Below are 26,946 nucleotides of genomic sequence, written 5' to 3'. Positions count from 1 at the left end.
TCCCCCTACCCACTGATACCAATTTGCATTCAATCGTCTAACTTCGTTGGCTTGGTCAAAAGCTCCCAGCCACCTCGTTACTCTTTTGACTGCTACCCTGTATTAGTGCTCTCCGGTATATTTCTTAATGATTTGAATCAATTCTGCAGCTCTGATAGGTTTTGTTATGTAGTCGTCCATTCCTGCCTCTATGCAACGCTCCCTGTCTCCTTTTAACGCATGTGCAGTCATTGCAATAATTGGAATTTTGCGGGTGGTTTCCGAGGCCCTTATTATTTTTGTCGCCTCAAAGCCATCCATCACCGGCATTTGCACGTCCATCAAAATCAAATCAAACATTACCTCTGAAGCAAGTTCAACAGCCTTTTGTCCGTCCACTGCCTCAGTTATAATAAACCCATTTTTTTTCAATATTCCTTTGGCTACCACCCGGTTTGTCTGATTATCCTCAACCAACAGGATTCGCAAAGAGGAATCCACAGCTTCAATAGACGCCGGTAAAGCTATTTGCACCTGCTCTGCCTCTGTTTTGCCCGATTGTTTAGAAGAAAGTACCCTGGTAACGGTGTTTATTATATCCTTATACTTTATCGGTTTAATTATATAGGAAGATGCCCCGGTCTCTGTGCATCTCTCCAAATCCCCCGCTCTCTGGTTTGAGTTTAACATCATAACGATTGATGACGGGATACCGGAGTCGGCTTTTATCTTCTCAGCCATTTTAAAGCCGCCTGTACCTGAGAGACGGACGTCCACAAAGATAATATCATACGGGCTGCCGGATGCCTTTGCAGCCTCCAGTTTCTTAAGTGTTTCTTCCGCCCCGATTGCCTCACTTATCTCATTACCTGAGTCAGTAAGAATGTCCTTTATTATGTTGCGGCAACTGGAATAATTACAGGCTATCAGTACCTTCATGTTATTAAAATTACTCATCACAGATGTATTTTCATCGGCGATTAGCGCAAAACATGCCGTGAAATGAAACTTGCTTCCTTTACCCTCAGTACTCTGTATCCATATCTTGCCGCCCATCAGTGTTACCAATTGTTTCGTTATAGTAAGCCCCAGACCAGTCCCTCCATATTTCCTTGTTGTTGAGCTGTCTGCCTGAGAAAAGCTCTCAAATATTTGGTTAAACTTTGAAACAGGTATTCCTATACCGGTATCGCTTACGGAAAAATGTAACATGACGGATTTATCATCAGTACTGTCGGGCTGTTTTTCAACTTCTACCAATATTTCCCCTGTTGTGGTAAATTTCATCGCATTGCCCACTAAGTTAAGAAGTATCTGCCCAAGGCGTGCCGGATCACCTTTTAATTTTAAAGGTACTCCGGGCTTTATATGGCTTGAGAGTTCCAGGCCCTTTTTGTGTGCCTGAATCGAAAGTGGTTCACACATGTTTTCCACTAACTCACGCAAGTCAAAATCGGTCTCCTCAAGCTCAAGTTTCCCGGCCTCAATTTTTGAAAGGTCCAGTATGCTGTTTATAAGACCTAAAAGAGTATTGGCTGAATTAAGCACAGTTTCGATGTATTCCCTCTGCTGCCGTTGTAGCTCTGTATCAAGAACAAGCTCAGTCAATCCAATAATGGCATTCATAGGGGTGCGGATTTCATGGCTCATGTTGGCTAAAAATTCAGTCTTGGCAATGTTTGCAGCCCTTGAAGCCTCTTTTTCTATGATTGCCTTCTCAAGGTCTCTTTTAGTGTTCTCAATTGTTAATATGTCTCTGTATGTCCTTAAGGATAAAATCATCACAATATTAAATTTGTCTATTGTCAATTCGGTTTTTTCTATGTAATCATTGATATCGTAATTAATTATAACATCATGTTTTGGAGCCTGCCCTGGTTGGCCTGTCCTTAGAATGATCCGTACATGATTGTTTTTCAGCTCTTCTCTGATGTATTTTGTAGCATAAAGTCCGGAATGGTCGTCCTCCATCACAACGTCCAAAAGAATAACCGCAGTATCAGGGTTTTCAGCAATTAGCTTTTTTGCCTCGCCTCCGGAGTAAGCGCTTAAAAATTCCAGAGACTTGCCTTCATAGACAAAATTATTCAATGCTAATCTCGTCATCGTGTGCACTTCGGGCTCATCATCTGCTATCACTACCTTCCACTTTTCAGCAGTCTCTGACAGATTGCCTAAATTCCCATCCTGATAGAAAAAACTGTCGTTATCATGGTTAAACATACTATCCTCTTGCCGCAGCAGGAAAATTAATAATAAATTCCGCTCCTTTTCCCAACATGCTTTTACACTCGATGTGTCCGCCAAGGGTCAGCGTAACTATATTATATACAATATGTAGCCCAAGCCCTGTGCCGCCTGTCCCCCGGCGTGTTGTAAAAAAAGGGTCAAATATCCTCTTTAGATTCTCCTCTGGCACACCCTTGCCGTCATCTCTGTATTGTACAATAATTTCCTGTTCAAAAGCGATTACTTCAATTGTTATTTTGCCCTTATCTCCGGGTTCATATGCATGCAAAATAGAATTCATCAGGAGGTTTGTTATTACTTGTGCAAATGCTCCCGGATAGCTGTCTGTTTCAATATCTTCTGAACATCGAATTTCAACAGTATGCGGGTGTTTCTTGAGTTTGGGCTGAAGACTCAGCAGTATCTCCTCTAAATAATCCTTTATCTTAAACTTTCGCCTCTCTTGTGTTATCTGATCTGTTGATACCATCTTGAAACTCTTAATTAAGTCGGCAGTGTGAAGAAGGTTTTTTAGTATGATGGAGCTGCCTGCTCCCATCTCAGTTATGTATTGCTCAAGTTGCAGCTTATGAAGAGATTTATCGTTGAATGCCGCCATTATATCTCCGGTAGTTTTAACAATAGATGAGGACAGTGTAATAGCAATGCCTACAGGCGTGTTTATTTCATGAGCGACCCCGGCCACCAGTTGCCCGAGAGAGGCCATCTTTTCCGCCTGCACCAGTTGAGCCTGACTCTTTTTGAGATACTCATAAGCCGCCTCTAATTCCTCAAGGTGCATATCGCGGGCCTGCTGCGTTTTTTTTAAATCTGTGAGCATATTATTAAAGGATCTTGCTAAAACTCCAATCTCATCTTTTGTATTAATGTCGGTTATCTGAGAATAATCCCCTTTGGCTACCACCTCTGTAAATGAAATAAATCTTTTTAGCGGATTGGTTATATTAGTGCTTATGTTAGTGGTTATCATCGTAAATATAACTCCGCTTATCGTTAATACAGCAATTAATATACCAAATGTGATATATTTAACCTTGTTTGCTTCCAGGTGAAACTCCTTATACGGTACAACTACCATTAATGACCAGTCGGTCTCTTCAATGGAAGTATGGGCAACAATGCTGTCAATTCCTAAGATAAAAGCCCTGCTGATCCCTTTTGGCAATGATACAGGTTTGGTGATTAAATCATGGGAACCATCATACTTTTCAATCAATTTGCCTATAATTTTATGCTTACTATCGGGATAAATGATTGCTTTTTCATTGCTAAACAATAAGATAAACCCTGTCTCTCCCACTTCTATGTCAGATAGAACATTTGTGATGTCAGAAACAGGCACGATGCCTTTTATATATCCAATAACTTTATCACCAAAAAAACTATATTTTGGTGTAATAAAAGAAATTGCCGGAATGCCAAGTTCAACATTGCTTTGCACGGTTGAGATAATAGTACTGTTGGGCGCCGTCATTATCATTTTAATATTTGAGGAATCCCTGATGTTGTTATAATCTCTGGATACTATGCCGTTTACAACTTTTACCTCCTCCACCTCAGCTCCGGCAGTATTTATATAACTTAACACTGGAAATACTTTTGAAAATCTCGCGAAATACTGCACAAGGACAGGCTCCTGATATTTCTCTGCGTAAAAATCCACTTCCCTGCCATCAAGTATCCGTTGTAAAATGGATACTTTATTGGCAATGCCGTCAAGTATCCGAAACCTCATCATGTTGGCTGTAAATTGCAGGTGTTTAGCCTCATCAACGGTAACATGGTTTGTGATAAACCAGAGGCTGCTTATCCCTATTGCAAGTCCAACAAATAAAACCATGCCAAAATGAGATATCAATATTCTGCTTTTGATTGATAAAAACATTATTCCGTCTTAGCCGGGACTGTTCCGTTTTTAATTATAATTGCCTGAGCTTCTTTAGTAAAAAGAAAATCAACGAAATCTTTTGCAAGGCCGGTAAGTTCCCCTTTCCATACAAGTCCAAAAGGCGACATTAATTTATAGCTGCCGTTTTGAACATCTCTAATTGAGGGATAAACACCATCTATTTTCAATACTGTTAAGCCTGTGTTTACTACCATAGAAATGTGCCCATAACCAATGGTGTTTTTATATCGTTTCAAAATATCAATACTTTCAGGCGTGGTATATGCTGTTTTGCCGGCTGTTTTTTTTATGTCCTTGAATCCGGGTATGCCTTGCTCCAACACATTCCTTGATGAATCATCCTCTTGTCTGTTTAATACGTATATCTGCTGCTTCTCACCGCCTAATTCCTCCCATGAGGTGATCTCGCCCGAGAATATGCCTATAATTTGCTCTGAGCTGAGATTATCAGGTTTCTTGCTATCAATATTGGCAATAAAAACGACTGGACTATATGCAAATTCCTTGTAGTTGAGGTTATACACTTTCTCCTTGTCTTTCAATTTACGTGCCGTTCTTCCCATAACGCACTTTCCATCGGCTACGGATTTGATACCACCTATAGTGCCGATAGTATCGGGTACTTCAATGTGCATACCCTGATGATTTTTTTCATATGCCTTTGCCAATATTCTCAGCAAATTCTGGCTGTCGCCCGTGCCTTCAATTACGATTTTTTCCTCAGCTGAAGCTTGATTGCTTATTCCAAAAATTATTACTAATAATAAAAATATGTGCAGCAGTGTCTGTTTCATGATTTTCTCCCTGTTAAAGTTTTATGCATCATTTAAAACTCTCTTGCTATCGGTTATACCAAGTTGCATTCAATCGTCTAACTTCGTTGGCTTCGTCAAAAGCTCCGGGGCGTACTCTCCCTTAAAGTGGAATCCCCTATAAGGGGAGGCGTCGCTTTCTCCCAGCCGCCTGTGTTTACTTCTGAATGCAACTTGGTATTATATTGTTTCATTAACAGCCCTTATATCATTACATTTTCTACGAAAAAAATGTCTTAAAAAATCCTTCCGGCATTTAAATATAAAAACAACAATTCCCTTCCGAAATAAAGGCTGATGAGTGTTCCGATAGCCAAAAACGGGCCAAAGGGAATCTTGGACTGCCAATCTCTTCCTTTTACAATAATCACGGAGATTCCATAAACTGAGCCGATAAAACTGCCGGCAAACGTCGCAAGGAGCACCGCCTTCCAGCCTAACACCGCCCCGGTCATTGCCATCATTTTAATGTCTCCTCCACCCATCGCCTCTTTTTTTAAGATTTTCTCACCCAAAAAAGCTATCGTATAAAAGATGCCAAAGCCAACACCCAGCCCGATTAACGAGTTCACAAATCCAAGCCTCAGCGCTGGGTTAAAGACATCGGGCAGTATGAAGGAAGCCGCTATGACTCCTGCTATTGCCCCCGGGATTGTTATAACATCGGGAATTATCATGTGGTCAAAGTCTATAAATATTATTATTATTAAGGCCGATAAAAATGCCATGTAAAAAATGCTATGAGGAGTTGCTTGGAATTTATACAAAGTAAACACATACAACAGAGCATTTAAAAGCTCGATTAACGGGTATCTGAGTGAGATGCTCTCCTTACAATTCCGGCACTTTCCCCAAAGTATAATGTAACTCAGGACGGGGATGTTATCCCACGGCCTGATAAAAGAGTGACAGTGCGGACATGATGACAGCGGGCTTACTATAGATTTTTCAATGGGAAGTCTGTAGATGCAGACATTTAAAAAGGAGCCGATAACCAGCCCAAAACTAAACGCCAATATATAATAAAACACTACCCCTCCGGTGTGCTTACTGTTGAGGCCTGCTTTTTAAGTTCCTCTATCTTGCCGTCAAGCTCGGTAACAGAGCGCAGATTTTTTGATATTTCAGGATGGGTATAAACGTCAACCGGCGATAAGTGGCTTAATTCATGCACCTTTTGCCCGATTTCAGCATACAGTGCGGTCTTTGATTTTTCAAGGTCGTTGATTTTATTCAGAAGCTTAAATAATACAATCTCAGTCTTTAATCTATCGGAAATAAACGCTGAGGCCCACTTAAGCCTATCCACACCGTTTTGAAAGTCATCTTTAAGCTCACTCCACAAAAAACTCCCCCCCACTACACTTTCCGCTGTAAATATTAGTTGCTATGTTTTTGCTCTAACAAAATATCGTCAAAGTCTTTATCGGTTCCGTCCTGCCGTATCTTGGAGTACCTTGATTCACTTATAATGTCTATATCCCATCCGGTAAGTTTCATTGCAAGCTTTACGTTTTGCCCCTTTTTCCCGATAGCAAGGGACAGCTGTAAATCATCGACAACGACCATGGCGGTTTTGTCCTCTTCGTTAATGCCGATTTTGTCCACCTCGGCAGGGGTCAGCGCCTTGGCTATATAGACTCTGATGTCATTGGTCCAGTGGATTATATCTATACGTTCTCCCCGCAGCTCCCTTACAATGGCCTGCACACGGGTTCCTTTCATCCCAACACAAGCTCCCACCGGGTCTATAGAGTGGTCATTAGAAAATACGGCTAATTTTGTTCTCTCTCCGGGCTCCCTGACAAGGTCTTTTATAACAACAATGCCGTCATTAATTTCCGGAACCTCCATCTTAAAAAGCTCTGCTACAAAACTAGCAGAGGTACGGGAGAGTATTATCTGCGGCCCCTTTGAGGATGGGTTTACTGAGGCTATATAGGCCCTTATCGTATCCCCCGACTTAAGATATTCCCGCGGCAGAGTATCCCTTACCGGCAGCACAGCCTCCGCCTTCCCAATATTTATAAAATACATACCCTTTTCTTTTCTCTGCACTACGCCTGAGACCACAGTGTGCACCTTGCCTATAAACTTATCATAAATAACGTCTCTTTCCGCTTCCCGCACCTTTTGCATTATCACCTGTTTGGCTGCCTGGGCGGCTATACGTCCAAAGTCCTTTATATCAAGGGGGTCAGCTATCTGGTCTCCCACCTTTGCGTTTTTATTTAATATCAGTGCATCCTCAAGCGATATTTCCATATCGTTATCCGCAACCTTTTTTACTACAGTTTTTGTTTTAAACACACTAAGCTCATAACTCTCAGGGCTTATCGTAAGTCCAATATTTTCATTCCTTATGAACTTCCTCTTTACAGCAGTAAGCATAGCCGACTCTATCGTGGCTCTTAAATGGTCTTTCGATATCCCTTTTTCATTGCTTATCTGTTCTATTACGTATCTGATTTCTTTGCTCATCTTATCTCTATCTCCACTTTGGCTCTTGATACGTTGTCAATAGGGATTTCCACCAGTTTCTTCCCATCCGAAAGGGTTATTGAATTCTCCTCAACGCTTTGAAGACGTCCCCTGAAAAAATTCCCGTTAGCTATCTTTTCCGCTGTCACCACATTAAGAAGATTTCCTATGTTTTTTATAAAATCCTTTTTACCCTTTAGCAGCCTGTCTATACCGGGAGATGTCACCTCCAATGTATATGAGTTAGGAAACATATCCTCAACATCCAAAATCACAGCCACTTCACGGCTGACCCTCTCACAGTCATCCAGAGTGATTCCCCCCTCCTTATCCAACGTCAATCTCAAAAGCGTACGTCTTCCCTGCCCCTTCACATCAATCCCCGCAACCTCCACGTTGCTTCTCTTTGCTACCTCCTCAACGAGGTTTCTTATTTTCTTTAGTGTTTCCATAACACAAAATAAAAAAGTGGGTTAAGCCCACTTGTTAAGTTAGATAAACAGCCCAAACCATATGTCTGCCCGCTAACTTCTACAATAGCACTTTTAATTTAAAAAAGTCAAATGTATTTTACTGGAATTAATAAAGCTCTCTGTGGTACAATTAACAGAGGTGCACAAAGCGGGGGTAGAGAAAAGGCATTGGAAGAGATAAAAATAAATGAACACAGAAACATAGCCGGATATACGGATGCTCTTACGGGTATGGAGTTTGTGTTTGTAGAGGGCGGATTGTTTCAAATGGGGGATACGTTCGGGGACGGATTTAAAAATGAAAAACCCCTACATGAGGTTCGTGTAGATGATTTCTATATAGGTATTTACCCCGTGACTCAGGGGCAATGGATAAGTATAATGGAAGACAACCCCTCTGAGTTTAAAGTTAGCAATAATCACCCCGTGGAACGGGTAAGTATGCACGATGTTGTGGAGTTTATAAGGATATTAAATGACAGGACAGGGGCGAGGTATCGTTTACCGACTGAGGCTCAGTGGGAATACGCCTGCAGAAGCGGAGGCAAAAGAGAGAAGTACTCAGGGGGCAATACCGCCGACAAGTATGCATGGTATGGCAGCAATTCAGGCAACGGAACATCTGCCGTAGGCCGTAAAAAATCAAACGGACTGGGAATATACGATATGAGCGGCAACGTGTGGGAGTGGGTTTCAGATGTGTATGACGATGACGCCTACAGTAAGCATTCCTGTAATAATCCTCTGCATGTAGGGCACAACGGTAGTTTTGTTATCAGGGGAGGCAGCTGGAGCAGTGTTATAGAGTATGTACGTTGCTCCAACAGGCAGGATGCCGACGCAGGGCGCATCCTCAACTGTCTGGGGTTCCGCCTTGTTATGGATAAGTAATTATTTTACATATTTATGTTATACTAAACTTGTTGAGACAAAGTGCCGATGTATCAGGTAGTGATTAAAAAAGCAGTATGAACGAAAAAGGTTAAAAGAAGGTACTATGGGACTATTTAATGTATTTTCCGGCAAAAGTGAAAGCCCTAAAAGTATTCCTCAAAAACAGGATGTAAAAGAAAAACCTATAAATAACCGCCGCAGTATAAGATATGTAATAGAGGAAATCTCTGCCGGGCAGCCAGGGACTTTGGTTGAAATAAGCAGAGGCGGTTGCAGGTTGAAAAAGACCTCACCTGAGCCTATTGATGATCTTGCACCTAATATTAAGATAGCAGGTAAGGAGTATCGGACCAGGTTGGTATGGCAGGACGACAAGTATGCAGGGCTTGAAATCCAGGGTGGCTTTGATGCTCAGGAATTTATAGTAAAGAACTTGAAAAGGGTCAGAGATATAACCATCAGACCGCTGAGAAGACTTTCAGAGGACGCTATAAAGGGTTTTTTGGAAAAGGACTTGTTCAGCATTATGATAAACCTTATGGCGGAACTTGAGGCTCCACACTGTGATATTGAACGCCTTAAGCTATTTGTTTGCAAACTTCCCGGACTAAAAGAAGCCGTTGCTGAAAAAGCCGGTATTATCAGAAAAGAAGAGGAAATAGTAACTCTCAAAGACGTTGATTACGCTGTAAAAAGAGTAGGAACAGATACAGTAAAAAAAGTAGCTCTTGAATATATAAAAAGGAAATCCTCTGAAATCGAGGTGCCGGCGTGGGGAGCAGAGTTCTTCAGCTCTTATAAAATTCTGAAAACTGTGTTTTTTTCTAAACTTGCCCCATTTTTTGGGTACAAGGACAATCAGAACCTTGCCGAGACAATTTTAAATCTTGAGACTAAAGGGATAGATATTTTTCTTCAGAAAGTCAATCCAAACTTCAGGAGATTTTACAATTCACCCGCCAAAATATACTCTGAGATGACAAGGTTTTTTGAAAAAATTAACTTTGGAAAAGATTTAATACAGGTAAACAAAATTTATATAACCTCAGTAAGAAGACCCACAGCAGGTCTTTACGACGGCTATGTACTTGCACACCTTGCACGATACCCCCATATTACTATTGACAAGGAGATGAAACTTTCATTAAATAAAATGGTTCTGAGCTTTTCTTTGATTTATACCCTGGCGATGCTTGCCACCGAGGCAATTATTGAAAAAGACAAGTATTCCAGCTCGGTTTTAGTAAACAGGCTTAAACGCACAGGAATGGATGAAAATAAATTGCTGCTCTTTATGGACAATATTGTAAATGAAACAAACAGAATAATGAATGATATAGGAAAAAGTGGTAACGTAAAAGGAATCAGCATAGTCGGCTCACCTATAAGGGTAAGAGAATTTCTGGCAAAGGAACCACATACTGAGAGGTTTCTTAACTCTTTTAACGAGTTCAGAAACACTAAGCGCCTTGTTATTAAATACGAGGATGACACTTACACACATTATATATTAGGAAGAATCATGGACTCTGAGGAGTTTGGCCTTAGCACAAAGTTAATTTGTGTAATACCATGTGAAAACCTCACACTGGAGGACTTCAGTGCCGAGCAGTTTTCCTATTTTAACGTTGTTGTGTTTAAACACATAGATCAACTGCCTAATTCCCTCCTGAGGGCTTTTATTAAAATGTGGAACACCTTTGAGGGAAGTATCATCTTAACTTTAAGCTCCTACAGCATGATAGACTACAACAACAGAGACCTCCATACCCTTTTAAGAAAATACATTACAGACTTTCCCTCTTATTTTGCCGATCAAAAGATTTACCTCAAAATGGTCGAACATGCTACCGGCTATGTAAGAAATTACACAGAAACCAGTAATTTGGATAGTTCTCTATATACAAACAATGTCATAACAATGGACCACATAAGGGGAAGCGCTCTTTTGCACACAGCCCCTGAACCGGATATGGAGGAAGGCGAGGAAGACAAGCGGGAAGTCAAACACAAGGCCTACAAAAATCTTGGACAGTAGGCTAATACCAAGTTGCAGTCAGTCGGAAGTAAACACAAGCGGCAAGTAGAAAGCGACGCCTGCATTTACTTTTGAATTAGAATTGGAATTACAGATACCGGGTCATTTCTTTTCTTTGCAGGAACTCACAAACACGTTGTTAACTATGTTTGCTATGCTTTCGGCATTAGTCTTAAAAATATCAAAAGATACTATCATTGATTGTTTCCACGTGTCTATTATAATTGCATTGATTTTCCCTATCTCATTAAGCAAAATCTCACGGATTCTAAGCATGGCCGACATGTTCTCAGCAATAAGACTGATGTAACCCGGCTTGACCTCAGTCATAACGTAAGAGTCCGAACATAGCGGCACACTAACAGTAATATCTGCGGTCTGCGCTGAGGAGGCCTCAACAGTGGCACTATGCCGCTTATGCGCCGCCATTGCCTTATGCGCCGCCTCGGGCTGTTCTTTAACAGAGGGTTCCGTTGAAACATCCGGTGTTTCACTTACTACTCTTGTGTTGGTTGGAACTGCCGGCTTAAGGGCGCTTAACCGTTCCATTACATGCTTTTTGTTAGCCATTTAGTATCTCCTCAATGAGTTGCTGAAAGTCCTTTGCGACATTGCTTCCAGGGTTGTAATCAATAACGCTCTTATGTTGTATTTGCGAGCGCACTACGTCAATACTTAATCGTATAGTGGTTTTAAAGAGTTTATCGGGAAAGCTTTCCTTCAGTGTGTCAAAAACCTGCGCAGACAAAGACGTTCTTCTGTCATACTTACAGGCAAGAACTCCCAATATGGAGAGTTTTGGATTTACTATTTTTTTGGCAAGCTCTATTTCCTCAAGCAGTTGCTTAAGGCCAAGGAGTGAAAAGTATCCGACATCCACAGGGATGATAATATGCTCGGACATAGCCAGTGCGTTTTTAGTGAAAGCGTTGATGCTGGGCGGGCAATCCAGGATTATGTAATCATAGTCTTTGGTAATAGGTGCAAGAGCTTTCTTTAAAACATCATAAGATTTACCATTTACCAGGGTTTCCTCGATATCTTTCAGAGCATTATTGGATGGTATGATTTCAAGAGAGCTCACGGTTGCCATAAAATCCCGCGGATTTCCGCCCTCAGCCATCAGGTCTTTGATGGTTTTACCTCCGCCCTCTACTATAAGCCCAAGGGATGCCGAGGCATTTCCCTGAGCATCCATATCAACAAGCAGGGTTTTCTTCCCTCTCTTGTTTAACCCTGATGCCAGATTCACAGAAACAGTAGTCTTACCGACTCCACCCTTTTGGTTTGTTATCGCTATTGTTTTACCCATAAGCTTTTTGCCTCACTGTTTTTTCAGAGTATTTAATCATACATCCGAGTCACGGGAAAAAGCAATATTCTAAAAAAAATTTGATTTTTTCCCGCTAAAAATATAAACTAAAAATAAAACTGTACAAAGGAAGAGGACCAAATAAAATGAAGCGAATAATGGTGACAGGCGGTGCCGGTTTTCTGGGCTCGCATCTGTGTGAGAGGCTGCTTAACGAGGGTAACGAAATCATATGTGTGGATAACTTTTATACAGGCAGAAAAGAAAATATAGTTCATCTTATGGATAACCATTTTTTTGAGGTTCTCCGTCACGATGTCTGTTTTCCGGTCTATGTTGAGGTGGACCAGATATATAACCTTGCCTGTCCCGCCTCCCCGGTACACTACCAGTTCGACCCGGTTCAAACAACTAAGACCTCAGTCCACGGCGCTATAAACATGCTGGGACTGGCAAAACGCCTTAAAATAAAAATCCTTCAGGCATCAACATCCGAGGTTTACGGCGACCCCAATACCCACCCTCAACCGGAGTCCTACTGGGGAAATGTTAATCCCATTGGAATACGAGCCTGTTACGACGAGGGCAAGCGCTGTGCCGAAACTCTGTTTTTTGACTACAACAGACAACATAAGCTGAGAATTAAGGTTGCACGGATATTTAATACCTATGGCCCTAAGATGCTCCAAAATGACGGTCGCGTAGTTAGTAATTTTATCGTACAAGCCCTCAAAGGCGACGATATTACCGTATATGGCGAGGGAAACCAGACAAGAAGTTTCTGCTATGTTGATGACCTGGTTGACGGTCTGGTCAGACTTATGAACTCACCCGATGACTTCACAGGCCCGGTTAATCTTGGCAATCCCGGCGAGTTTACAATCCTTGAACTTGCCGAAAAAATCATTCAGCTTACCGATTCTAAATCCAAAATAGTCTATAACCCGCTGCCACCCGATGACCCCACACAACGGCAACCGGATATTACTATTGCTAAAGAAGTACTAAACTGGGAGCCTAAAATAGCGCTTGAAGAGGGGCTTGTTAAGACTATCGCCTTTTTTGAATCTCTGTTGGGAAAATAAATACAACGGGTTGCCTTTCTAAAGACATTTTGTTTTACTAATGTCCATCGGTTATCTTGTAAGAAAAAGCGCCTCCTTCAGGGCATAAACAAGTGATCTCAGCTCATCACCTGTGTGAAGGGCCGTTACCGATATTCTTAAACGTGGAATCTTAACGGTTTTTGGTCTTATTGCAGGAACTCTGAAGCCTTTTTCCAGCAGATACTCGGATGCTTTTAAAGTCTCTGCCACCGTGCTAAAATAAATCGGCACAATGGCGCTGTCCTGGAAATAGACGGTAATTCCAATGTCTAACAGACAACTTTTTAGAAGTCTTACATTTTCAGCCAGGCGATTTACAATATCAGGATTTTGCATTATAAACTCAACAGATGCAATTGAAGCAGCAGCAACATAAGCAGGCAGGGCGGTGGAAAATATAAAACCTCTCGCCGTATTGATAAGATAGCTGGTTAATACCTTTGCTCCGGCGATAAAGCCACCTATTGAACCCAGTGCTTTTGAGTATGTGCCCATCTGAATTATATGAGACTCCGGCTCCACCCCAAAATGAGCAAGAGCCCCCCTTCCCTTCCCTATTACGCCTGTACCATGAGCATCATCGATGTAAAGCAATGCATTATGAGCCTTGCACAGCTCGTTTATGCTTTTAATTGGGGCAACATCGCCATCCATGCTAAAAACCGATTCAGTAATAACAATCTTAAAAGGATTCTTGTCTGCTTGCATCAACTCCGACAGGTGGTCAATATCGTTATGGTGATAAATATGCTTAGGGCTGCCGCTTAGGCGTATGCCGTCAATTATGCTTGCGTGGTTTAGTTCGTCACTAAATATTGATGTGTTCTTACCGGCAAGGGCAGGTATAGCTGTTACATTGGCAACATATCCGGATGAGAAAGTTAAGGCGGATTCGGTTTGCTTAAGGGCGGCTGTTTGTGCTTCCAGCTCAGCATGCAAGAGCGTACCACCGTGAAGGAGCCTTGAGGCGCCCCCGCCGGTGCCATAAGTTTCTATGTATTTCTGAGTACGTTTTATAATTTCAGGGTTACATGACAGGCCCAGGTAGTCGTTGGAACTAAAATTAATAAGGCTTCCGCCTTTAAGCGAAATGGTTCCACCCTGCCCGCTTTCCTTGTCAATAATGCTTCTATAGAGGTTTTCACTCTTAAGCGCCGCTAAATGTTGTTCATATCTTCTTAAAGGCATCTGCTGTGATTTTATCAAATCGGGATGATTAATACCAAGTTGCAGTCAAAAGAGTAACGAGGCTGCAAGGAGAAAGCGACGCCTGCGTTATACTTTTTAATTAGAATTGGAATTAGACGATTGAATGCAACTTGGTATAAGTTTAGTAACCAACAGCAGCAATACAACACATGCAAAGTACCAGCTGCCGGAGGACTTTTATGTGTGGCGCCTAACACTAGAGCGTAACACTTTCCTCTGTCATTTATGGCGGGACTCCAGCTTGCCCACAGGGGCTGTGTCCCACCAAAATTATCTTCTCATCTCCCTTAAATTACTTTTATCAGGGTTATATCAAAATTAAGCTCTTTGCCGGCCAACGGATGGTTTCCATCCAAAGTGATGGAATTCCCGCTAATTTCTGCAACAGTTACATTTGCGGCTGAACCATCATTAGAGCGTACCTGCAGCACCATGCCGGGATAGGGGGTTATAGCGGGCGGCACCTGGGTCTTTTCCACAACAAGCACCATATCATCTCTGTAGGGGCCATAGCCGTCTTCCGGTGAAATCTTAACCGTTTTAGTATCTCCCTCACTCATTCCTAAAACACCGTTTTCAAAACCGGCTATCAACATCCCTTCCCCCATCGTAAACTCAAGGGGTTCCCTCTCTAAAGAGCTGTCAAATACACTACCGTCACTTAAATACCCTTTATAGTGGACACGCACTTTATCACCTATTTTAGCCTGCGCCATTTTTATCTCCTTTTAAATGAAAAAACATCCCCTCACAGGATGCCAAATAGTTATTAATAAAACCGAAAAAAAACAGGTAAACACTAAAAGAGCAATTAAACTTTAAGATTTTGTTTCTGCACTTACCTTCTTCTTCAGTTGAGCCCTTTCATATACCTCTTTGAAATTAAAGGTACCACTAATAGCCGTAACGGGACATTTCGCCGTACATATGCCGCAACCTATACATTTTGTCTGGTCAATAGTATGTTTTTTCTTCAACTCTCCATATGCTGCATTAACCGGACACACTTTCATACACATATTACAGCCTATACACATACTCTCCGTTATAAATGCCTTCGGTCTTGAGGGCAGAAGATCAACAATTGCCTTTGTCGGACATTTTGTTACACAGAGGCCGCATACTCTGCACTTATCTATATTTATGCGGGAAAGATTGTCTTTTACCTCCGCTGCATTGAACGGACAGACCTTTTCACACATGCCGCAAGCAATACAACCAACCTGACAGGACTTTCTCGTATCTGTGCCTCTGTCTTTGCAGTGACACGCAACAACAACACCCTTACTTGCCGGTAATATCTCTATCACTTTCTTTGGACACACCTGAGCACACTTCCCGCAACCGGTACACTTCACAATGTCCACAACGGGAAGAGCCTCTCCCCCCATATGTATTGCATCAAAGGGGCAAACTGTTGTACAGGTGCCGTAGCCAAGGCAGCCGTAAGTGCAGGCCTTATCACCGCCACCGGCTAACACCGCCGCAGCGCAGTCTTTTACTCCCTCATATTTAAACCTCTTTACGGCCTTATTTGCCCCACCCTGACACATTACCCTTGAGTACTTAGGCTCCGTCACCTCAGCCTTTTTACCGGTTATCATAGCAACCAGTTCAGCCACATGTGCGCCCCCTGGAGTGCAAAGCGTTGAGGGCACCTCAGGACGCTCTACAACAGCCTCAGCATACTGCTGACAACCCGCAAACCCACACCCGCCACACTGCGCACCAGCTAAAATATCCCGTACCTGTTCCACTTTAGGATCCAGCTTTACAGAAAACTTCTTTGCCGCAAAGGCTAATCCAAAACCAAAGATTACCCCTATTCCGGCTACAAATATAACTGTAAATTTAATAGTGGCTGCAACATCAATGCTCTCCTTCGCATCAACTCCGCCGCCCACTCCCGCTAACGGGATTGGAAAGTGGTCTATGAAATTCCCAATTCCCAAATCACTGAGAAGCCGGAAAAATTCCGATATCAGAGTCGCTATATGTATCAGAATATCTGCCATTTTATTGTGTTATTATCCCGGAAAATCCTAAAAATGCCAAAGCTATCAGCCCTGTTGTCACAAACGCTATCGGAAGTCCCTGAAAAGGCTTCGGAACATCCGCCAGCTCCAGTTTTTCTCTTATGCTTGCCATAATTATAAGCGCCAAGGCAAAACCAAGTCCTGAGCCAAGCCCAAGCGTTATAGATTCAATAAAGCTGTATTTGTCCCCGGCATTTATTAAAGGTACAGCAAGAATTATACAGTTTGTTGAAATTAACGCAAGATAAACCCCTAACTTATAGTAAAGCCCCGGACTGACCTTTCTCATAATTGTATCTGAGGCCTGCACAAAGGAGGCTATGATACCGATGAATATAACTATCTTTAAAAATGTCAGATCAAGCGGTACCATTATGTAGTTAAAAACAAGCCAGCTAAGCGCAGCCGAGACCATCATAACCGATGTAAATGTTATACTCATCCCCACCGACGTCTCTACCCTCTTTGTTACTCCAAAAAATATACAGAGGCCCAAAAAACGGGTAAATACAAAGTTATTAATCAACGCTGAGGCAATAAATATTTCAAATAATTTCAGGAATTCTTTTTCCACTACCACACCCTCCATGCTAAAACCACATTATAGTCCTTCCCGGTCTTATTCATGAATTCTTCCGTCTCATATCCGCCTGTAGCAATCATCTTAATGTCCACCTGCGCCACCTGCTCCCTTGCCGCCATAAAACCTTATATCTATCCAGTTAAAAAATCCCATCAACAGGCCGGTTGCGATAAAGCCGCCGGTAGGTAAAAGCATTATCAAAAGCGGCCTTGCATGAATTATCTCCATTCCCCAAAGTGTTCCCTTGCCCAAAAATTCTCTAAAGAAACTTATACAAATCAACGCTACCATAAAGCCAACTCCACTGCCTATACCATCAAAAAACGACGGAACAAATTTACTCTTACTGGCAAACACCTCCGCCCTCGTAAGAATTGAGGCAAATGCCACTATCAACTGAATGTATAACCCCATCTGCTTGTAAGCATCCCGGGCAAAAGCCGCCATAGAAAGGTCTGCCACAGTGACCCACCCCGATATTATCAACATGAAAATCGGTATTCTTATTTTAGGATGAATAAAAGCCCTGATTGCCGATACCGTTATATTAACCATCACAGTAACAAACACGACCGCTATGCCCATAAGCGTACCGGTTTTCAAACCCGTTGTGACCGCTATTGCCGGACACAGGCTTATAGCAAGCCTGAATATGGCATTCTCTTTGAAAATGCCTATTAAAACAAGGCTCCAGTAATTAGTGCTCTTTTGCCGGGCTTGCATTTCCATGACTACCGTCTCCTTTCAGTGCTCCCTGTAAAAACTCCAGGCCTTTCTTCACACCATCCTCTGTTACCGCCCTTGAGGATATGGTTGCACCGGTTATCGCCTGCACATACTCTTTTGTTTCCTCTTTAACCACCTTTAGTTTATCAACCTGCTTACCGGTAAATTGCCCTTTAAACGACTTGGTCTCTATCTCATCACCAAGACCGGGTGTTTCACCCTGTTTCAGTATATCCATATTCTTTATAACAAAATCCTCTCCGACTGAAAACAAAATGTTTATGTAGCTTGAATAGCCCTTACCAAAAGTCTGAACAACATAGCCAAGCACCTGTCCGTCTTTTTTAGCGACAAAGTATTCAGCATGTTTTTCGTGTGGATACCAATCTCCCAGTTTCTCTACCTTCTCCGCCTCAGGCATCATTCTTTGAAGAGCTTCCTTCTTTTCCCTTTCATTTGCCTTAAATATCAATGGTGAGGTCTTAGCATAAACGCCGGCAAGCAGTATCCCGCCTGCTATGTAAATTACCAATAAATTAATTGTTATTTTTATTATTTCTTTTGTACTCATAATATTATGCTTTCTTCTTAGCTCCAAACACCTTTGTTTTAAATCCTCTGTCAATTAACGGAGTAAAACAGTTCATTATTAAAATAGCAAACATGACGCCTTCCGGGTACCCCGCCTTAAGTCTTATTAAAATGGTCAGCAGACCACAACCGATTCCAAAAAACACCTGTCCCTTTTTTGTGGTTGGGCAGGTCACATAATCCGTTGCCATATAAAATGCACCAAGCATCAGGCCGCCGCTAAGGAGGTGTATTAACGGATCCCCTGTGAAAATTCCCTGCTTTCCGCCAAAGACCCAGGCCCCCGCTGCAACAGAACCTAAAAATGCAGCAGGTATCCTCAGTGTGATGTATCCACGTACAAGCAAAAATGCAGCACCAACTAATATTGCTATAACCGAGGTCTCGCCCAGCGAGCCGGCCCTGTGTCCTAATAACAGCTCCGAATACAGGTGCATCTTGTCGCCAAATACCTCTAAAAGTTTATCAACACCTTGCTCCTTCAGAATTCCAAGCGGAGTGGCTGTAGTTTTAGCGTCCATACCGGTAAAATCTGCTGTAGGTTCAGCCCACGTAGTCATCGCCCGCGGCCAGGTTATAAGGGCAAAGGCGCGTCCCATCAACGCAGGATTAAACACATTGTAACCAATACCACCAAACAACTGCTTAGTTATTGCTACAGCCACAAAAGAACTCACAAGTGGTATGTAATACGGCACACTTGAGGGCATGTTCATTCCTAAAAGCAGACCGGTCAGAACAGCACTGCCATCTTTTAACGATATTTCCTTACCGGCAAGTTTTTGGACAAAATACTCACTGCCCATTGACCCTAAGATACAAAAAAGTGTGACAAATACCGCCTTTGGCCCAAAGTAGTAAAATCCCATGGCATATGCCGGCAACAGGCTTGCAGTCACCGTCCACATGATTCTGTTTATACTCTCACCACTTCTGAGGTGTGGGCTTACAGAAACTATTAAGTTATTATTTTTACCTGCTTCCATTGTCTTTATTAAAGTTTTTCTTTATGGTTTAACCTGCGTCTTAGCAAGCTTAATCTGCTGCACAATCGGCCTGTTTGCCGGACACACATATGTACATGACCCGCATTCAAAGCAATCGAAAAGTTTATAATCCTTAGCGTCCGCATAATGGCCCTTTTCCGAGTACAGGCTCAACATAAGAGGCATGAGCCCCATCGGACATGCTTCAACACACCTTCCACAACGAATGCAGTTATAATACTTATCGTTGCCTGTGGCGTCCTTATCCTCAAGCACAACTATGCCGGATGTCCCTTTGGTTACCGGAGTGTTTAAATCAAAAAACGCAAAACCCATCATCGGGCCGCCCGATATTACCTTCCCTGCCGATGATTTAAGCCCCCCACATGACTCAATAAGTTGCGAAATGGGAGTGCCTACCTTTACTCTCAAATTTTTAGGATTATTTACCCCACCGCCTGTGACACTTACCACTCTTTCTATAAGCGGTTTACCGTACCTGCACGCCTCATAAATTGCATATGCAGTTCCTACATTCTGAACAACGACACCGACATCCATAGGCAACCCGCCTGCCGGTACTTCCCTGTCCAATATGGATTTAATAAGCATTTTCTCGGCGCCCTGCGGGTACTTAATCTGAAGAGTCCGCACCTCTATGTTAGCGCCCTTTGCCGCCTCAAGCATCCTTTCTACGGCATCGGGTTTATTTGCCTCTATTCCCACATATCCTTTGGATACGCCAAGTACTGTCATAAGGATTTTAAGCCCCTCTATAACCGGCTCAGGGCTCTCCAGCATAACCCTGTGGTCGGCACACAGGTAGGGTTCGCACTCCGCCCCGTTAATTATAACTGCATCAATGGGTTTTTCCTTCGGCGGGCTGATTTTTACATGTGTTGGAAAGGTTGCCCCGCCCATTCCCACGATACCGGCTGCTTTTATTCTTGATTTAAGCTCATCGGGAGAGCGTTTCAGATAGTCTTTATCGTCCTGTGCAGGGTGCCACGCCTCATCTTGGCGATTTGCAGGTCTCTCAACAACAATAGCAGGCACCATCCGGCCAATAGGCATTAACACGGACTCAAAGGCGGCCACCTTACCGCCTATTGAAGAGTGAACCGCCGCCGACACGAAACCCTCCGGCGCCCCTATCACCTGCCCGGCTTTAACCTCCTGCCCTACCTCTACAGAGGCCTTACACGGCGCCCCTATGTGCTGACTTAACGGAATAATCACTTTTTGTGGAGATTTCATCTCCTCAATAGCTGACGCCGCCACTAACTCTTTGCGCTCCGGTGGATGTATCCCACCAAGCTGAAATGTCGTAAAACTCAATCAGCCTCCAATACGGTTTAACATCTAACTTATTTTTGATATAACCTGATAAGCGCTAAATTATAAATTGTTATTCAATTTATGTCAAGCACAATATTTTCTAATTAAAAATAAAAAAACTTGATGGGACAGGTCAATATGCCAGTGTGTTTACACCATCATCACAGGTATGTCCTGTTAAGTTACGTTTTGGATTTGTTGTTCCCTGAAAACAACTCATTGGGACATCACTGCATGATACGCCTGATGTGGCGGTAAAGTCCACTTTGCCGCTGAAACTACCGCCGGTTATATCCGATAGTGTGATTGCTGAGGAGCCGGTGGTTAAAGTAGTGCCGGAAAATGTTAACATCTGAGTCGTGTTTGCGGCTATACTAAAACTTGCACCTGCTGTTTGAGAAGCTGTACCACCTTCTGTTGACATTGTTGTAAATATGCCTGTTATTGAATTTGATGATATATTCCCTACAACACAGTAAACCACATTGTTTGTATTTGTATGAAGATAGGGCATATAATATGACGCAGAGCCGGCTTCAGTGTTGTTGCTTGTTGATATTGCGGTAAATCCTGTTATTAGTAATGCAATGAATGCATATAATATTTTTTTTCTCATTAATATTCTCCTTTATTCAAGTCTAGTGGGCATAATCGCTACTGCTTATAGTGCTGCCGTCGTTACACAGAATTCCTGAAATGTTTCTCTTAGGTGAGGTGGTTCCCATAAAACAGGACAAGCCAATAGTTTTACAATTCGTTGCATTATCATTGGAACTGAATGTTACCCTGGCTGAATACATTACCGAGGAATTATCAGCACCTCCTGTGTTATTGAGCAAACTTATTGATGTTGAGCCGGCTGTCAGATTCTGTCCCGAAAACGTCAGCATGGATGTGGTTTTACCGGCAAGTGAAAAGGTTGTACTTTCATTCGATAATGTGGGTTTAGTTGCTGCGCTGTTAGCTATTACCATAACATAACCTGTAGCCGCTGAAGAGGTCATATTACTTGCTATACAGTAAGCCGCATTATTAGTGTTTGCGTGAAGATATGGTATAGTATATTTTATATTTTTAGAACCGCTTGTTGCTGAAGATGTTGCATCGCTGACACCGGTATAAAGAGCCCCTTCATAAGCAGCGGCGGCAAGTTTTATTCCATCTGATGAACCTGTTATAGAAAACCAGTATCTGTAACCTGCGGTTGTTTGTGCAGTCCATGTAGCGCCTGAATCGGTTGAGGTATAAATATAGCCGGGATAGCTTACAACGGCAAGATTCGTTCCATCAGAGGATGACACTATAGCTCTCCAATCTCTAGTGCCTGCGCCTGTTCGCTCCGTCCACGTAGCACCTGAATCGGTTGAGGTATAAATATAGCCGTACCATGATGCGGCAGCGAGTTTAGCTCCGTCTGAGGATGACGTAATTGCCATCCAGCTTCTGGGCCCGGCAGCTGTTTGTGCGGCCCATGTAGCGCCTGAATCGGTTGAGGTGTAAATATAGCCGTTACCATCAATTGCAGCTAACTTTGACATATCGGATGAGGACGCTATCGAATACCAATATCTGCTGCCGGCGCCGGCTTTTGCAGTCCATGTAGTGCCTGAATCGGTTGATATATAAATGTAACCGCTGGTGTCACCGTTAGCATAATTACTACTATAGCCACTGGTAACTCCGGCAACGAGTTTAGAGCCATCAGAGGAGGATGCCAGTGACCACCAAGATTTGCTGCCGGCGTTTTTTCTTTCTATCCATGTGTAGCCTGAGTCTGTAGATGTATAAATATATCCGCCCATAACAGAGGCGACCAGTTTTGTTCCATCTGATGATGACACGATTGACTTCCAACCTCTGACACCTGCATTACTACGATTGGTCCATGTAGCGCCTGAATCTGTTGAGGTATAAATATAGCCGGCATAATCACAGGCTGCCAGCTTAGTGCCATCTGATGACGATGCCACAGATGTCCAGTTCCTGTTTGCATCTCTTTCAGTCCAGCTCCAGCCGGCATAAGAAATAGCAGGGATAAGCAGTGCCAGCGCTAAGAGCAAAATTATTAGATTTAAATATCTGTTAGATTTAAAAACCGCCACTATTTTTCACCTCCTGAAAATCGTGGTGGAAATACCACCATTGGACGTATATTATACCAAAACACCTAATAATTAAAAATCATTTCCCAAAAATAATATTTACGATTTCATAGCGTTTATTTATTGTTATATTTCAGACTTTGGGTGGTTCCGGTAAGAGCCGGCATTAGAAAAACTTCAGCTTCCCCACCTTTTAAACAGATTATGCGATATGGAGAGATTATCAAGAAGTTTTCCTGTTATGAAATTTATCATATCGTCTATAGTTTGTGGCTTTGTATAAAATGCCGCAACCGGAGGCGCTATAGTAACGCCGATGCGGGAAAGTTTCAACATATTTTCCAGATGTATTGAGCTAAAGGGCATCTCTCTGGGTACTAAGATTAAACGTCTGCCCTCTTTTATCGTTACATCGGCAGCCCTCTGAATTAAATTCTCTCCGTAGCCGTTTGATATACCTGAGAGGGTTTTCATAGAGCATGGAATCACTATCATTCCGTCATTTAAAAATGTACCACTTAACACAGGCGCATATATATCTCCCTCATCATAACAGAACAACCGGTCGCTCTTAAAATATTCTTTTAACTTACGATGGGTATCCATGCTCCAGTCGTTTCCGGTTTCATCCTTTATCACTTTGAATGATGAAGAGGATATCACAAGATGTACATCCGAGGTTTTTAACAGCTCATCTATAAACCTTAAAGCTAATAGAGACCCGCTTGCCCCCGTAACAGCCGTTATATATTTTTTTCTTTCCATACGTTACCCTGCCGCTCCCTTAAAACCCATATCTTTACAAACTATACTCAGCATTATATTATAATAAAAGGGTGTTTAAAAACGCTTAGTTCTAAAAATATTTTACAAAGGAGGACACACATGAGTGGGCTTGAAATTGTAATACTGTATCCTCTGTTGATGAACCCCGCAGTTTTAGCCGCCGCAGGAGGAGCAGTTATTGGAAAAGCTATTGGTACCGCCCTCTACAATGCCTATAAGGACAGTAAAGCTACCAAAGAAAAAGATGCTTACATAAACAAATTTGACAAAAACCTCGATGCGATGACAAAAAACATCATGGAACTATCTAAAACACTGAATAACAACTTTCAGCAAGCCATAAACACTGAACTAACAGGTTTTGATAGCCTAAGAGCCAATATAAAATCAGCGGGGTCGTCTATAGACATGGAACATCTTATTATCCAGGCCGGAGATGTTTATAAAAAAATAAGGAAAAACATCGAGATTTACAGGCTGCAGCAAATAGAAGCGCAGTGGAAAGACACTGACATCCCTGAGCTAACCGGAGAGACCGAAAAAACTCTGTTTAGCCAAAAAGAAATGAAGGAAGATGTCATTACCTTAAAAAAACCAGTTGAGAAAGAACTGTTTGTTTCTGAGATACATAAATATCATGCACTTATAAAGACGTATGATATGAAAATATACACTGAGCTTGCGCCGATTTGTGATGCTGTGAAAGGTGAAAGCTTGACACAGAGAGTAAAAGCAGTCAGGGATGAGGTATTATTAAAGTACGGAAAACTGAAAGAAGAAATTGCGTGGACTAACGTATATAAGGAAACAATCGGTGAGTTGATAAACGAGGCTTTAAAGTACCCCGCCAATGAAAACACGGTTAGCGACGCATCTAAGTTATTAAACAGCAAGTATATTTCAAAAGACAACTACGACAGTGTGTCAAAAATACTGAGTGAGTTTATAATTAAAGCCGAAAATAAAAAAAGCAAATTAGCAATAGCTGCTAAGATAGGGCAAACCCTTAGAAACCTTGGCTACATGGTAGATGAAAACGATGAAACCACAGTTTCAAAACTTGACAGTGGTGAAATAGTTTATTTCGATACGGAGCAGACAGATTATAAGGTCATGGCAAAACTTAGCAGTGAAGGTGAGCTGACGACAAGACTTGTGCGGTTTGTATCATCAGAGGATGAGACTAAAAGCATTACAACCCTTGAAAAACAAAGAGACAGCGAGGCCGCCAAAAAGTGGTGTGCGAATTTCGACAAATTTCTGGAAAAACTCAAGGATGACAACATTTACTCTAATGTTATCCTCAGAAAAGAGCCCGAGGAGCTTGAGATAATGTATGTGGTCAATAAGGATATGGCAACATCTAAAAAGAGCGTAAATGCCGATGCGGAAATAGTTTCTTCTTCGCGGAGAAATTCGTTCTGAGATGTTGGAGGTTATTCCCCGATAGCCGCTAACTTTCCTCGTATGGAAATCAGTGTTTAGAGAAGATTGTACAAAATATAATCTACATCATAACAGTCTTGCCGACTATTTCATATATTTTTTTATCAGCATCCAGTTCAATCTCTGCGCCAATAGGTAACACCGTGTTTGGGCAACCATGGCCGAAGTCCCTTGCCTTTAGAATCGGGAAATCAAAATCCACAGTCTCATTTAACAGGATATCTTCCATCTGTAGTGTATTGTGATTTTCAACCTCCATAGAGTAAACAAAGCCTACTACAGCACCAGTGATTTTATCAAAGACCCCTTTGTTCCGCAAAATCTTGAAATACTCAGTGCATCGTCTTTCATCAATCGTATGGGACTCAAACATCAGAATTGCTCCGGTAAAATCAGGCCAAAACGGTGTCTCTGCAAGTTTAAGAAGGCATCTGAGGTTGCCGCCCAGAAGCCTACCCCTACCCTTTCCCCCTCTTATTGTCTCTCTGAGGCCTGAGGGGTTTATCTTACCACCGAGGCCGTTAACCAATCTCTCTGTAAACTCCGCCCTGTCATACTCACACGGATTTCTGCCAAAGTGGTATCTAACATCACCGCCGTGAAATGTTATAACAGAGGTCTGTGTAAAAATTGCATTTAAAAACACTGTAACATCACTTAACCCCATAAATACTTTTGGATTTTCACTTACGGCTCTCCAGTCAATAAACTCAAGGACTCTTTCTGCTGTGTCACCACCCTGAGCCGACATTATCGCTTTAATATCAGAGCGTCGGAAAAAACCGTTTATATCCTCCGCCCTATCTTTTGGATTTGCTGAGTGAAGATTCTTTCCAGCCTCAACGTCAAACCCCATGTTTTCAAAAAACCTGATACCATAGTGAAGCTCATCTCGTTGCTTTTGGCTTGTAATCTCATTTGACGGGCAAACAACACCGATTGTATCCCCAGGCTGCAGCCTCCTGGGTAAAACCGGATTATTCATTGTCTTATTTGGCTCCCTGACATTTTGCGCAGGCAAAATTGTTCAATTACCACTCATAATAACCAATTATATAACACCAATACTATCGTTATGTATCCAACCGGTTTTACCATCGGAACGTTTGACCTTGAGCCAGTGGTTGTTTCTGTCAATTACAACAACTTTCATACCCTCGTACAGGGTGAAAAAAACAGTTGCCTTATCGAAAGGTTCGTATCTGGCCTCCGCTTTTTCATTTACAACTACGGCCTCTGTGGAACTTATCCGCTCATACAAAATGTAGGACGACGGAAGCAGTAAGAGAGCTGCCGTTAATATTATCAGTCCGGCATATTTCTTTGCTTTTTCATTGTATATTGAAATAGTGAGCACAGTTGTAATCAATGTATAGAGCAATGATAAGAATATGGTGAGGCCGTTTGTAGTGAAAAGATTGTAAACTCTGTCCAATTGCCGGTTTATCCATGATTGGACAGTGGCGGTTTGGCGATTTTTTGTTAAAGAAACAGCATAGTCATGGTTTGCCCTCAAGTCGGCATCTGAAGGGATAAGGCGTTTTGCTTTTTCGTAATATAGGATTGCATATCCGATATTGCTCTTTTTGATATAGCAGTTGGCCATGTTGTAATAGAGATTGCCACTTTCGTAGCCCTCTTTGAGCAGACTGTCATATTGTTTCAGTGCGTCATCGTATTTGCCTTCCATGTAAAGGGCGGATGCCTTTTTGAATATATTACCGGCGGAATCAGATGCGGCTATGGAGGGTAGTATGAGGACGGTAAAGGTCAGGGAAAATATAATTATACCAAGTTGCATTCTATCGCATAACTTTGTTGGCATCGTCAAAAGCTCCTCACCGTACTAAAAGTACGCCTCCGTTGCTTTCTCCCAGCCGCCTCGTTAT

At 42.3% G+C, this 26,946-nt stretch carries 26 protein-coding genes; 4 read left to right on the top strand and 22 right to left on the bottom strand.

Translation table 11 applies throughout. The features are described from left to right. Positions 1–102: 102 nt before the first annotated feature. From H7844_08530 to H7844_08500, 7 genes are all read right to left on the bottom strand, one after another. On the bottom strand, positions 103–2,202 hold the full coding sequence (locus tag H7844_08530) for a response regulator (protein MEO5357329.1): 2,100 nt from the start codon (positions 2,200–2,202) through the stop codon (positions 103–105). A 1-nt stretch (position 2,203) separates the two neighbouring features. Next, the gene (locus H7844_08525) at positions 2,204–4,114 is read right to left on the bottom strand and encodes an ATP-binding protein (GenBank protein ID MEO5357328.1); all 1,911 of its coding nucleotides are present in this window, start codon (positions 4,112–4,114) and stop codon (positions 2,204–2,206) included. Continuing rightward, positions 4,114–4,932, bottom strand: coding sequence for a substrate-binding domain-containing protein (locus tag H7844_08520; protein ID MEO5357327.1), 819 nt, complete (start codon positions 4,930–4,932; stop codon positions 4,114–4,116). Before H7844_08520 ends, H7844_08525 begins: the two co-directional genes overlap by 1 nt. 254 nt (positions 4,933–5,186) lie before the next feature. Continuing rightward, a complete protein-coding gene (locus H7844_08515; protein MEO5357326.1) occupies positions 5,187–5,981 on the bottom strand; it encodes a prepilin peptidase in 795 nt (264 codons plus the stop codon). Next, the gene (locus tag H7844_08510) at positions 5,981–6,295 is read right to left on the bottom strand and encodes a hypothetical protein (GenBank protein ID MEO5357325.1); all 315 of its coding nucleotides are present in this window, start codon (positions 6,293–6,295) and stop codon (positions 5,981–5,983) included. The genes H7844_08515 and H7844_08510 overlap by 1 nt, the downstream gene beginning before the upstream one ends. A 35-nt stretch (positions 6,296–6,330) precedes the next feature. Beyond that, positions 6,331–7,431 (bottom strand): transcription termination factor NusA, encoded by a 1,101-nt coding sequence (nusA, locus tag H7844_08505; protein ID MEO5357324.1) that lies wholly within the window; start codon positions 7,429–7,431, stop codon positions 6,331–6,333. Further along, positions 7,428–7,883: a ribosome maturation factor RimP gene (locus H7844_08500; protein MEO5357323.1), complete on the bottom strand. Its 456-nt coding sequence runs from the start codon at positions 7,881–7,883 to the stop codon at positions 7,428–7,430. The genes nusA and H7844_08500 overlap by 4 nt, the downstream gene beginning before the upstream one ends. 189 nt (positions 7,884–8,072) lie before the next feature. Between H7844_08500 and H7844_08495 the strand changes: the two genes are divergently transcribed. Beyond that, positions 8,073–8,795 carry a formylglycine-generating enzyme family protein gene (locus tag H7844_08495; protein MEO5357322.1) on the top strand — a complete coding sequence of 241 codons (723 nt, stop codon included), beginning with the start codon at positions 8,073–8,075 and terminating at the stop codon, positions 8,793–8,795. A 106-nt stretch (positions 8,796–8,901) separates the two neighbouring features. Continuing rightward, positions 8,902–10,836 (top strand): hypothetical protein, encoded by a 1,935-nt coding sequence (locus H7844_08490; protein MEO5357321.1) that lies wholly within the window; start codon positions 8,902–8,904, stop codon positions 10,834–10,836. Positions 10,837–10,938: 102 nt separating this feature from the next. On the opposite strand, the gene H7844_08485 is transcribed toward H7844_08490, so the two are convergent. Next, positions 10,939–11,406, bottom strand: coding sequence for a hypothetical protein (locus tag H7844_08485; protein MEO5357320.1), 468 nt, complete (start codon positions 11,404–11,406; stop codon positions 10,939–10,941). Next, entirely contained in the window at positions 11,399–12,148 is a 750-nt protein-coding gene (locus H7844_08480; protein ID MEO5357319.1) for a ParA family protein, read from the bottom strand. The genes H7844_08485 and H7844_08480 overlap by 8 nt, the downstream gene beginning before the upstream one ends. A 146-nt stretch (positions 12,149–12,294) precedes the next feature. Between H7844_08480 and H7844_08475 the strand changes: the two genes are divergently transcribed. After that, complete coding sequence (locus tag H7844_08475; protein ID MEO5357318.1) at positions 12,295–13,233, top strand: SDR family oxidoreductase; 939 nt, start codon at positions 12,295–12,297, stop codon at positions 13,231–13,233. Between the two features lie 51 nt (positions 13,234–13,284). On the opposite strand, the gene H7844_08470 is transcribed toward H7844_08475, so the two are convergent. From H7844_08470 to H7844_08420, 11 genes are all read right to left on the bottom strand, one after another. Continuing rightward, on the bottom strand, positions 13,285–14,442 hold the full coding sequence (locus H7844_08470; protein MEO5357317.1) for an 8-amino-7-oxononanoate synthase: 1,158 nt from the start codon (positions 14,440–14,442) through the stop codon (positions 13,285–13,287). Between the two features lie 308 nt (positions 14,443–14,750). Continuing rightward, positions 14,751–15,179, bottom strand: coding sequence for a peptidylprolyl isomerase (locus H7844_08465; GenBank protein MEO5357316.1), 429 nt, complete (start codon positions 15,177–15,179; stop codon positions 14,751–14,753). 102 nt (positions 15,180–15,281) lie between these two features. Beyond that, positions 15,282–16,478 (bottom strand): Fe-S cluster domain-containing protein, encoded by a 1,197-nt coding sequence (locus tag H7844_08460; protein MEO5357315.1) that lies wholly within the window; start codon positions 16,476–16,478, stop codon positions 15,282–15,284. A gap of 1 nt (position 16,479) precedes the next feature. After that, positions 16,480–17,073 (bottom strand): electron transport complex subunit RsxA, encoded by a 594-nt coding sequence (locus H7844_08455; protein ID MEO5357314.1) that lies wholly within the window; start codon positions 17,071–17,073, stop codon positions 16,480–16,482. Positions 17,074–17,163: 90 nt separating this feature from the next. Next, positions 17,164–17,811 carry an electron transport complex subunit RsxE gene (gene rsxE / locus H7844_08450; protein ID MEO5357313.1) on the bottom strand — a complete coding sequence of 216 codons (648 nt, stop codon included), beginning with the start codon at positions 17,809–17,811 and terminating at the stop codon, positions 17,164–17,166. Then, positions 17,780–18,379 carry an FMN-binding protein gene (locus H7844_08445; protein ID MEO5357312.1) on the bottom strand — a complete coding sequence of 200 codons (600 nt, stop codon included), beginning with the start codon at positions 18,377–18,379 and terminating at the stop codon, positions 17,780–17,782. The genes rsxE and H7844_08445 overlap by 32 nt, the downstream gene beginning before the upstream one ends. 4 nt (positions 18,380–18,383) lie before the next feature. Continuing rightward, positions 18,384–19,385 (bottom strand): RnfABCDGE type electron transport complex subunit D, encoded by a 1,002-nt coding sequence (locus H7844_08440; protein ID MEO5357311.1) that lies wholly within the window; start codon positions 19,383–19,385, stop codon positions 18,384–18,386. A gap of 21 nt (positions 19,386–19,406) precedes the next feature. Then, positions 19,407–20,723: an electron transport complex subunit RsxC gene (rsxC, locus tag H7844_08435; GenBank protein MEO5357310.1), complete on the bottom strand. Its 1,317-nt coding sequence runs from the start codon at positions 20,721–20,723 to the stop codon at positions 19,407–19,409. Positions 20,724–20,856: 133 nt separating this feature from the next. Beyond that, on the bottom strand, positions 20,857–21,339 hold the full coding sequence (locus H7844_08430; protein MEO5357309.1) for a hypothetical protein: 483 nt from the start codon (positions 21,337–21,339) through the stop codon (positions 20,857–20,859). A 22-nt stretch (positions 21,340–21,361) separates the two neighbouring features. Then, positions 21,362–22,825 (bottom strand): glycoside hydrolase, encoded by a 1,464-nt coding sequence (locus tag H7844_08425; protein ID MEO5357308.1) that lies wholly within the window; start codon positions 22,823–22,825, stop codon positions 21,362–21,364. A gap of 177 nt (positions 22,826–23,002) precedes the next feature. Then, the gene (locus tag H7844_08420; GenBank protein MEO5357307.1) at positions 23,003–23,590 is read right to left on the bottom strand and encodes a UbiX family flavin prenyltransferase; all 588 of its coding nucleotides are present in this window, start codon (positions 23,588–23,590) and stop codon (positions 23,003–23,005) included. A gap of 120 nt (positions 23,591–23,710) precedes the next feature. Here H7844_08420 and H7844_08415 point away from each other — a divergent pair, with 120 nt between their 5' ends. Next, positions 23,711–25,036 (top strand): hypothetical protein, encoded by a 1,326-nt coding sequence (locus H7844_08415; GenBank protein ID MEO5357306.1) that lies wholly within the window; start codon positions 23,711–23,713, stop codon positions 25,034–25,036. 82 nt (positions 25,037–25,118) lie between these two features. Here the strand turns inward: H7844_08415 and H7844_08410 are convergent, their stop codons facing one another. Further along, entirely contained in the window at positions 25,119–26,042 is a 924-nt protein-coding gene (locus H7844_08410; GenBank protein MEO5357305.1) for an LD-carboxypeptidase, read from the bottom strand. A gap of 66 nt (positions 26,043–26,108) precedes the next feature. Further along, positions 26,109–26,882: an SH3 domain-containing protein gene (locus H7844_08405; GenBank protein MEO5357304.1), complete on the bottom strand. Its 774-nt coding sequence runs from the start codon at positions 26,880–26,882 to the stop codon at positions 26,109–26,111. Between the last annotated feature and the right edge of the window lie 64 nt (positions 26,883–26,946).

The organism is Nitrospirae bacterium YQR-1 (assembly GCA_039908095.1).
Classification (GTDB): Bacteria; Nitrospirota; Thermodesulfovibrionia; order Thermodesulfovibrionales; family Magnetobacteriaceae; genus Magnetomonas.
Note: the sequence above shows the minus strand (reverse complement) of the source record. Positions and strands in the feature narration are given on the sequence as shown.

Excerpts from the sequence above, each read along its gene's own strand:
- H7844_08480 (MEO5357319.1), bottom strand. The coding sequence starts at position 12,148 with ATGGGTAAAACAATAGCGATAACAAACCAAAAGGGTGGAGTCGGTAAG.
- H7844_08465 (MEO5357316.1), bottom strand. The coding sequence starts at position 15,179 with ATGGCGCAGGCTAAAATAGGTGATAAAGTGCGTGTCCACTATAAAGGG.
- H7844_08420 (MEO5357307.1), bottom strand. The coding sequence starts at position 23,590 with ATGGAAAGAAAAAAATATATAACGGCTGTTACGGGGGCAAGCGGGTCT.
- H7844_08485 (MEO5357320.1), bottom strand. The coding sequence starts at position 11,406 with ATGGCTAACAAAAAGCATGTAATGGAACGGTTAAGCGCCCTTAAGCCG.
- H7844_08490 (MEO5357321.1), top strand. The coding sequence starts at position 8,902 with ATGGGACTATTTAATGTATTTTCCGGCAAAAGTGAAAGCCCTAAAAGT.
- H7844_08415 (MEO5357306.1), top strand. The coding sequence starts at position 23,711 with ATGAGTGGGCTTGAAATTGTAATACTGTATCCTCTGTTGATGAACCCC.
- H7844_08410 (MEO5357305.1), bottom strand. The coding sequence starts at position 26,042 with ATGAATAATCCGGTTTTACCCAGGAGGCTGCAGCCTGGGGATACAATC.
- H7844_08405 (MEO5357304.1), bottom strand. The coding sequence starts at position 26,882 with ATGCCAACAAAGTTATGCGATAGAATGCAACTTGGTATAATTATATTT.
- H7844_08525 (MEO5357328.1), bottom strand. The coding sequence starts at position 4,114 with ATGTTTTTATCAATCAAAAGCAGAATATTGATATCTCATTTTGGCATG.
- H7844_08460 (MEO5357315.1), bottom strand. The coding sequence starts at position 16,478 with ATGGCAGATATTCTGATACATATAGCGACTCTGATATCGGAATTTTTC.
- H7844_08440 (MEO5357311.1), bottom strand. The coding sequence starts at position 19,385 with ATGGAAGCAGGTAAAAATAATAACTTAATAGTTTCTGTAAGCCCACAC.
- H7844_08470 (MEO5357317.1), bottom strand. The coding sequence starts at position 14,442 with ATGCCTTTAAGAAGATATGAACAACATTTAGCGGCGCTTAAGAGTGAA.
- H7844_08445 (MEO5357312.1), bottom strand. The coding sequence starts at position 18,379 with ATGAGTACAAAAGAAATAATAAAAATAACAATTAATTTATTGGTAATT.
- H7844_08520 (MEO5357327.1), bottom strand. The coding sequence starts at position 4,932 with ATGAAACAGACACTGCTGCACATATTTTTATTATTAGTAATAATTTTT.
- H7844_08430 (MEO5357309.1), bottom strand. The coding sequence starts at position 21,339 with ATGAGAAAAAAAATATTATATGCATTCATTGCATTACTAATAACAGGA.
- rsxE (MEO5357313.1), bottom strand. The coding sequence starts at position 17,811 with ATGGAAATGCAAGCCCGGCAAAAGAGCACTAATTACTGGAGCCTTGTT.
- H7844_08530 (MEO5357329.1), bottom strand. The coding sequence starts at position 2,202 with ATGTTTAACCATGATAACGACAGTTTTTTCTATCAGGATGGGAATTTA.
- H7844_08500 (MEO5357323.1), bottom strand. The coding sequence starts at position 7,883 with ATGGAAACACTAAAGAAAATAAGAAACCTCGTTGAGGAGGTAGCAAAG.
- H7844_08475 (MEO5357318.1), top strand. The coding sequence starts at position 12,295 with ATGAAGCGAATAATGGTGACAGGCGGTGCCGGTTTTCTGGGCTCGCAT.
- nusA (MEO5357324.1), bottom strand. The coding sequence starts at position 7,431 with ATGAGCAAAGAAATCAGATACGTAATAGAACAGATAAGCAATGAAAAA.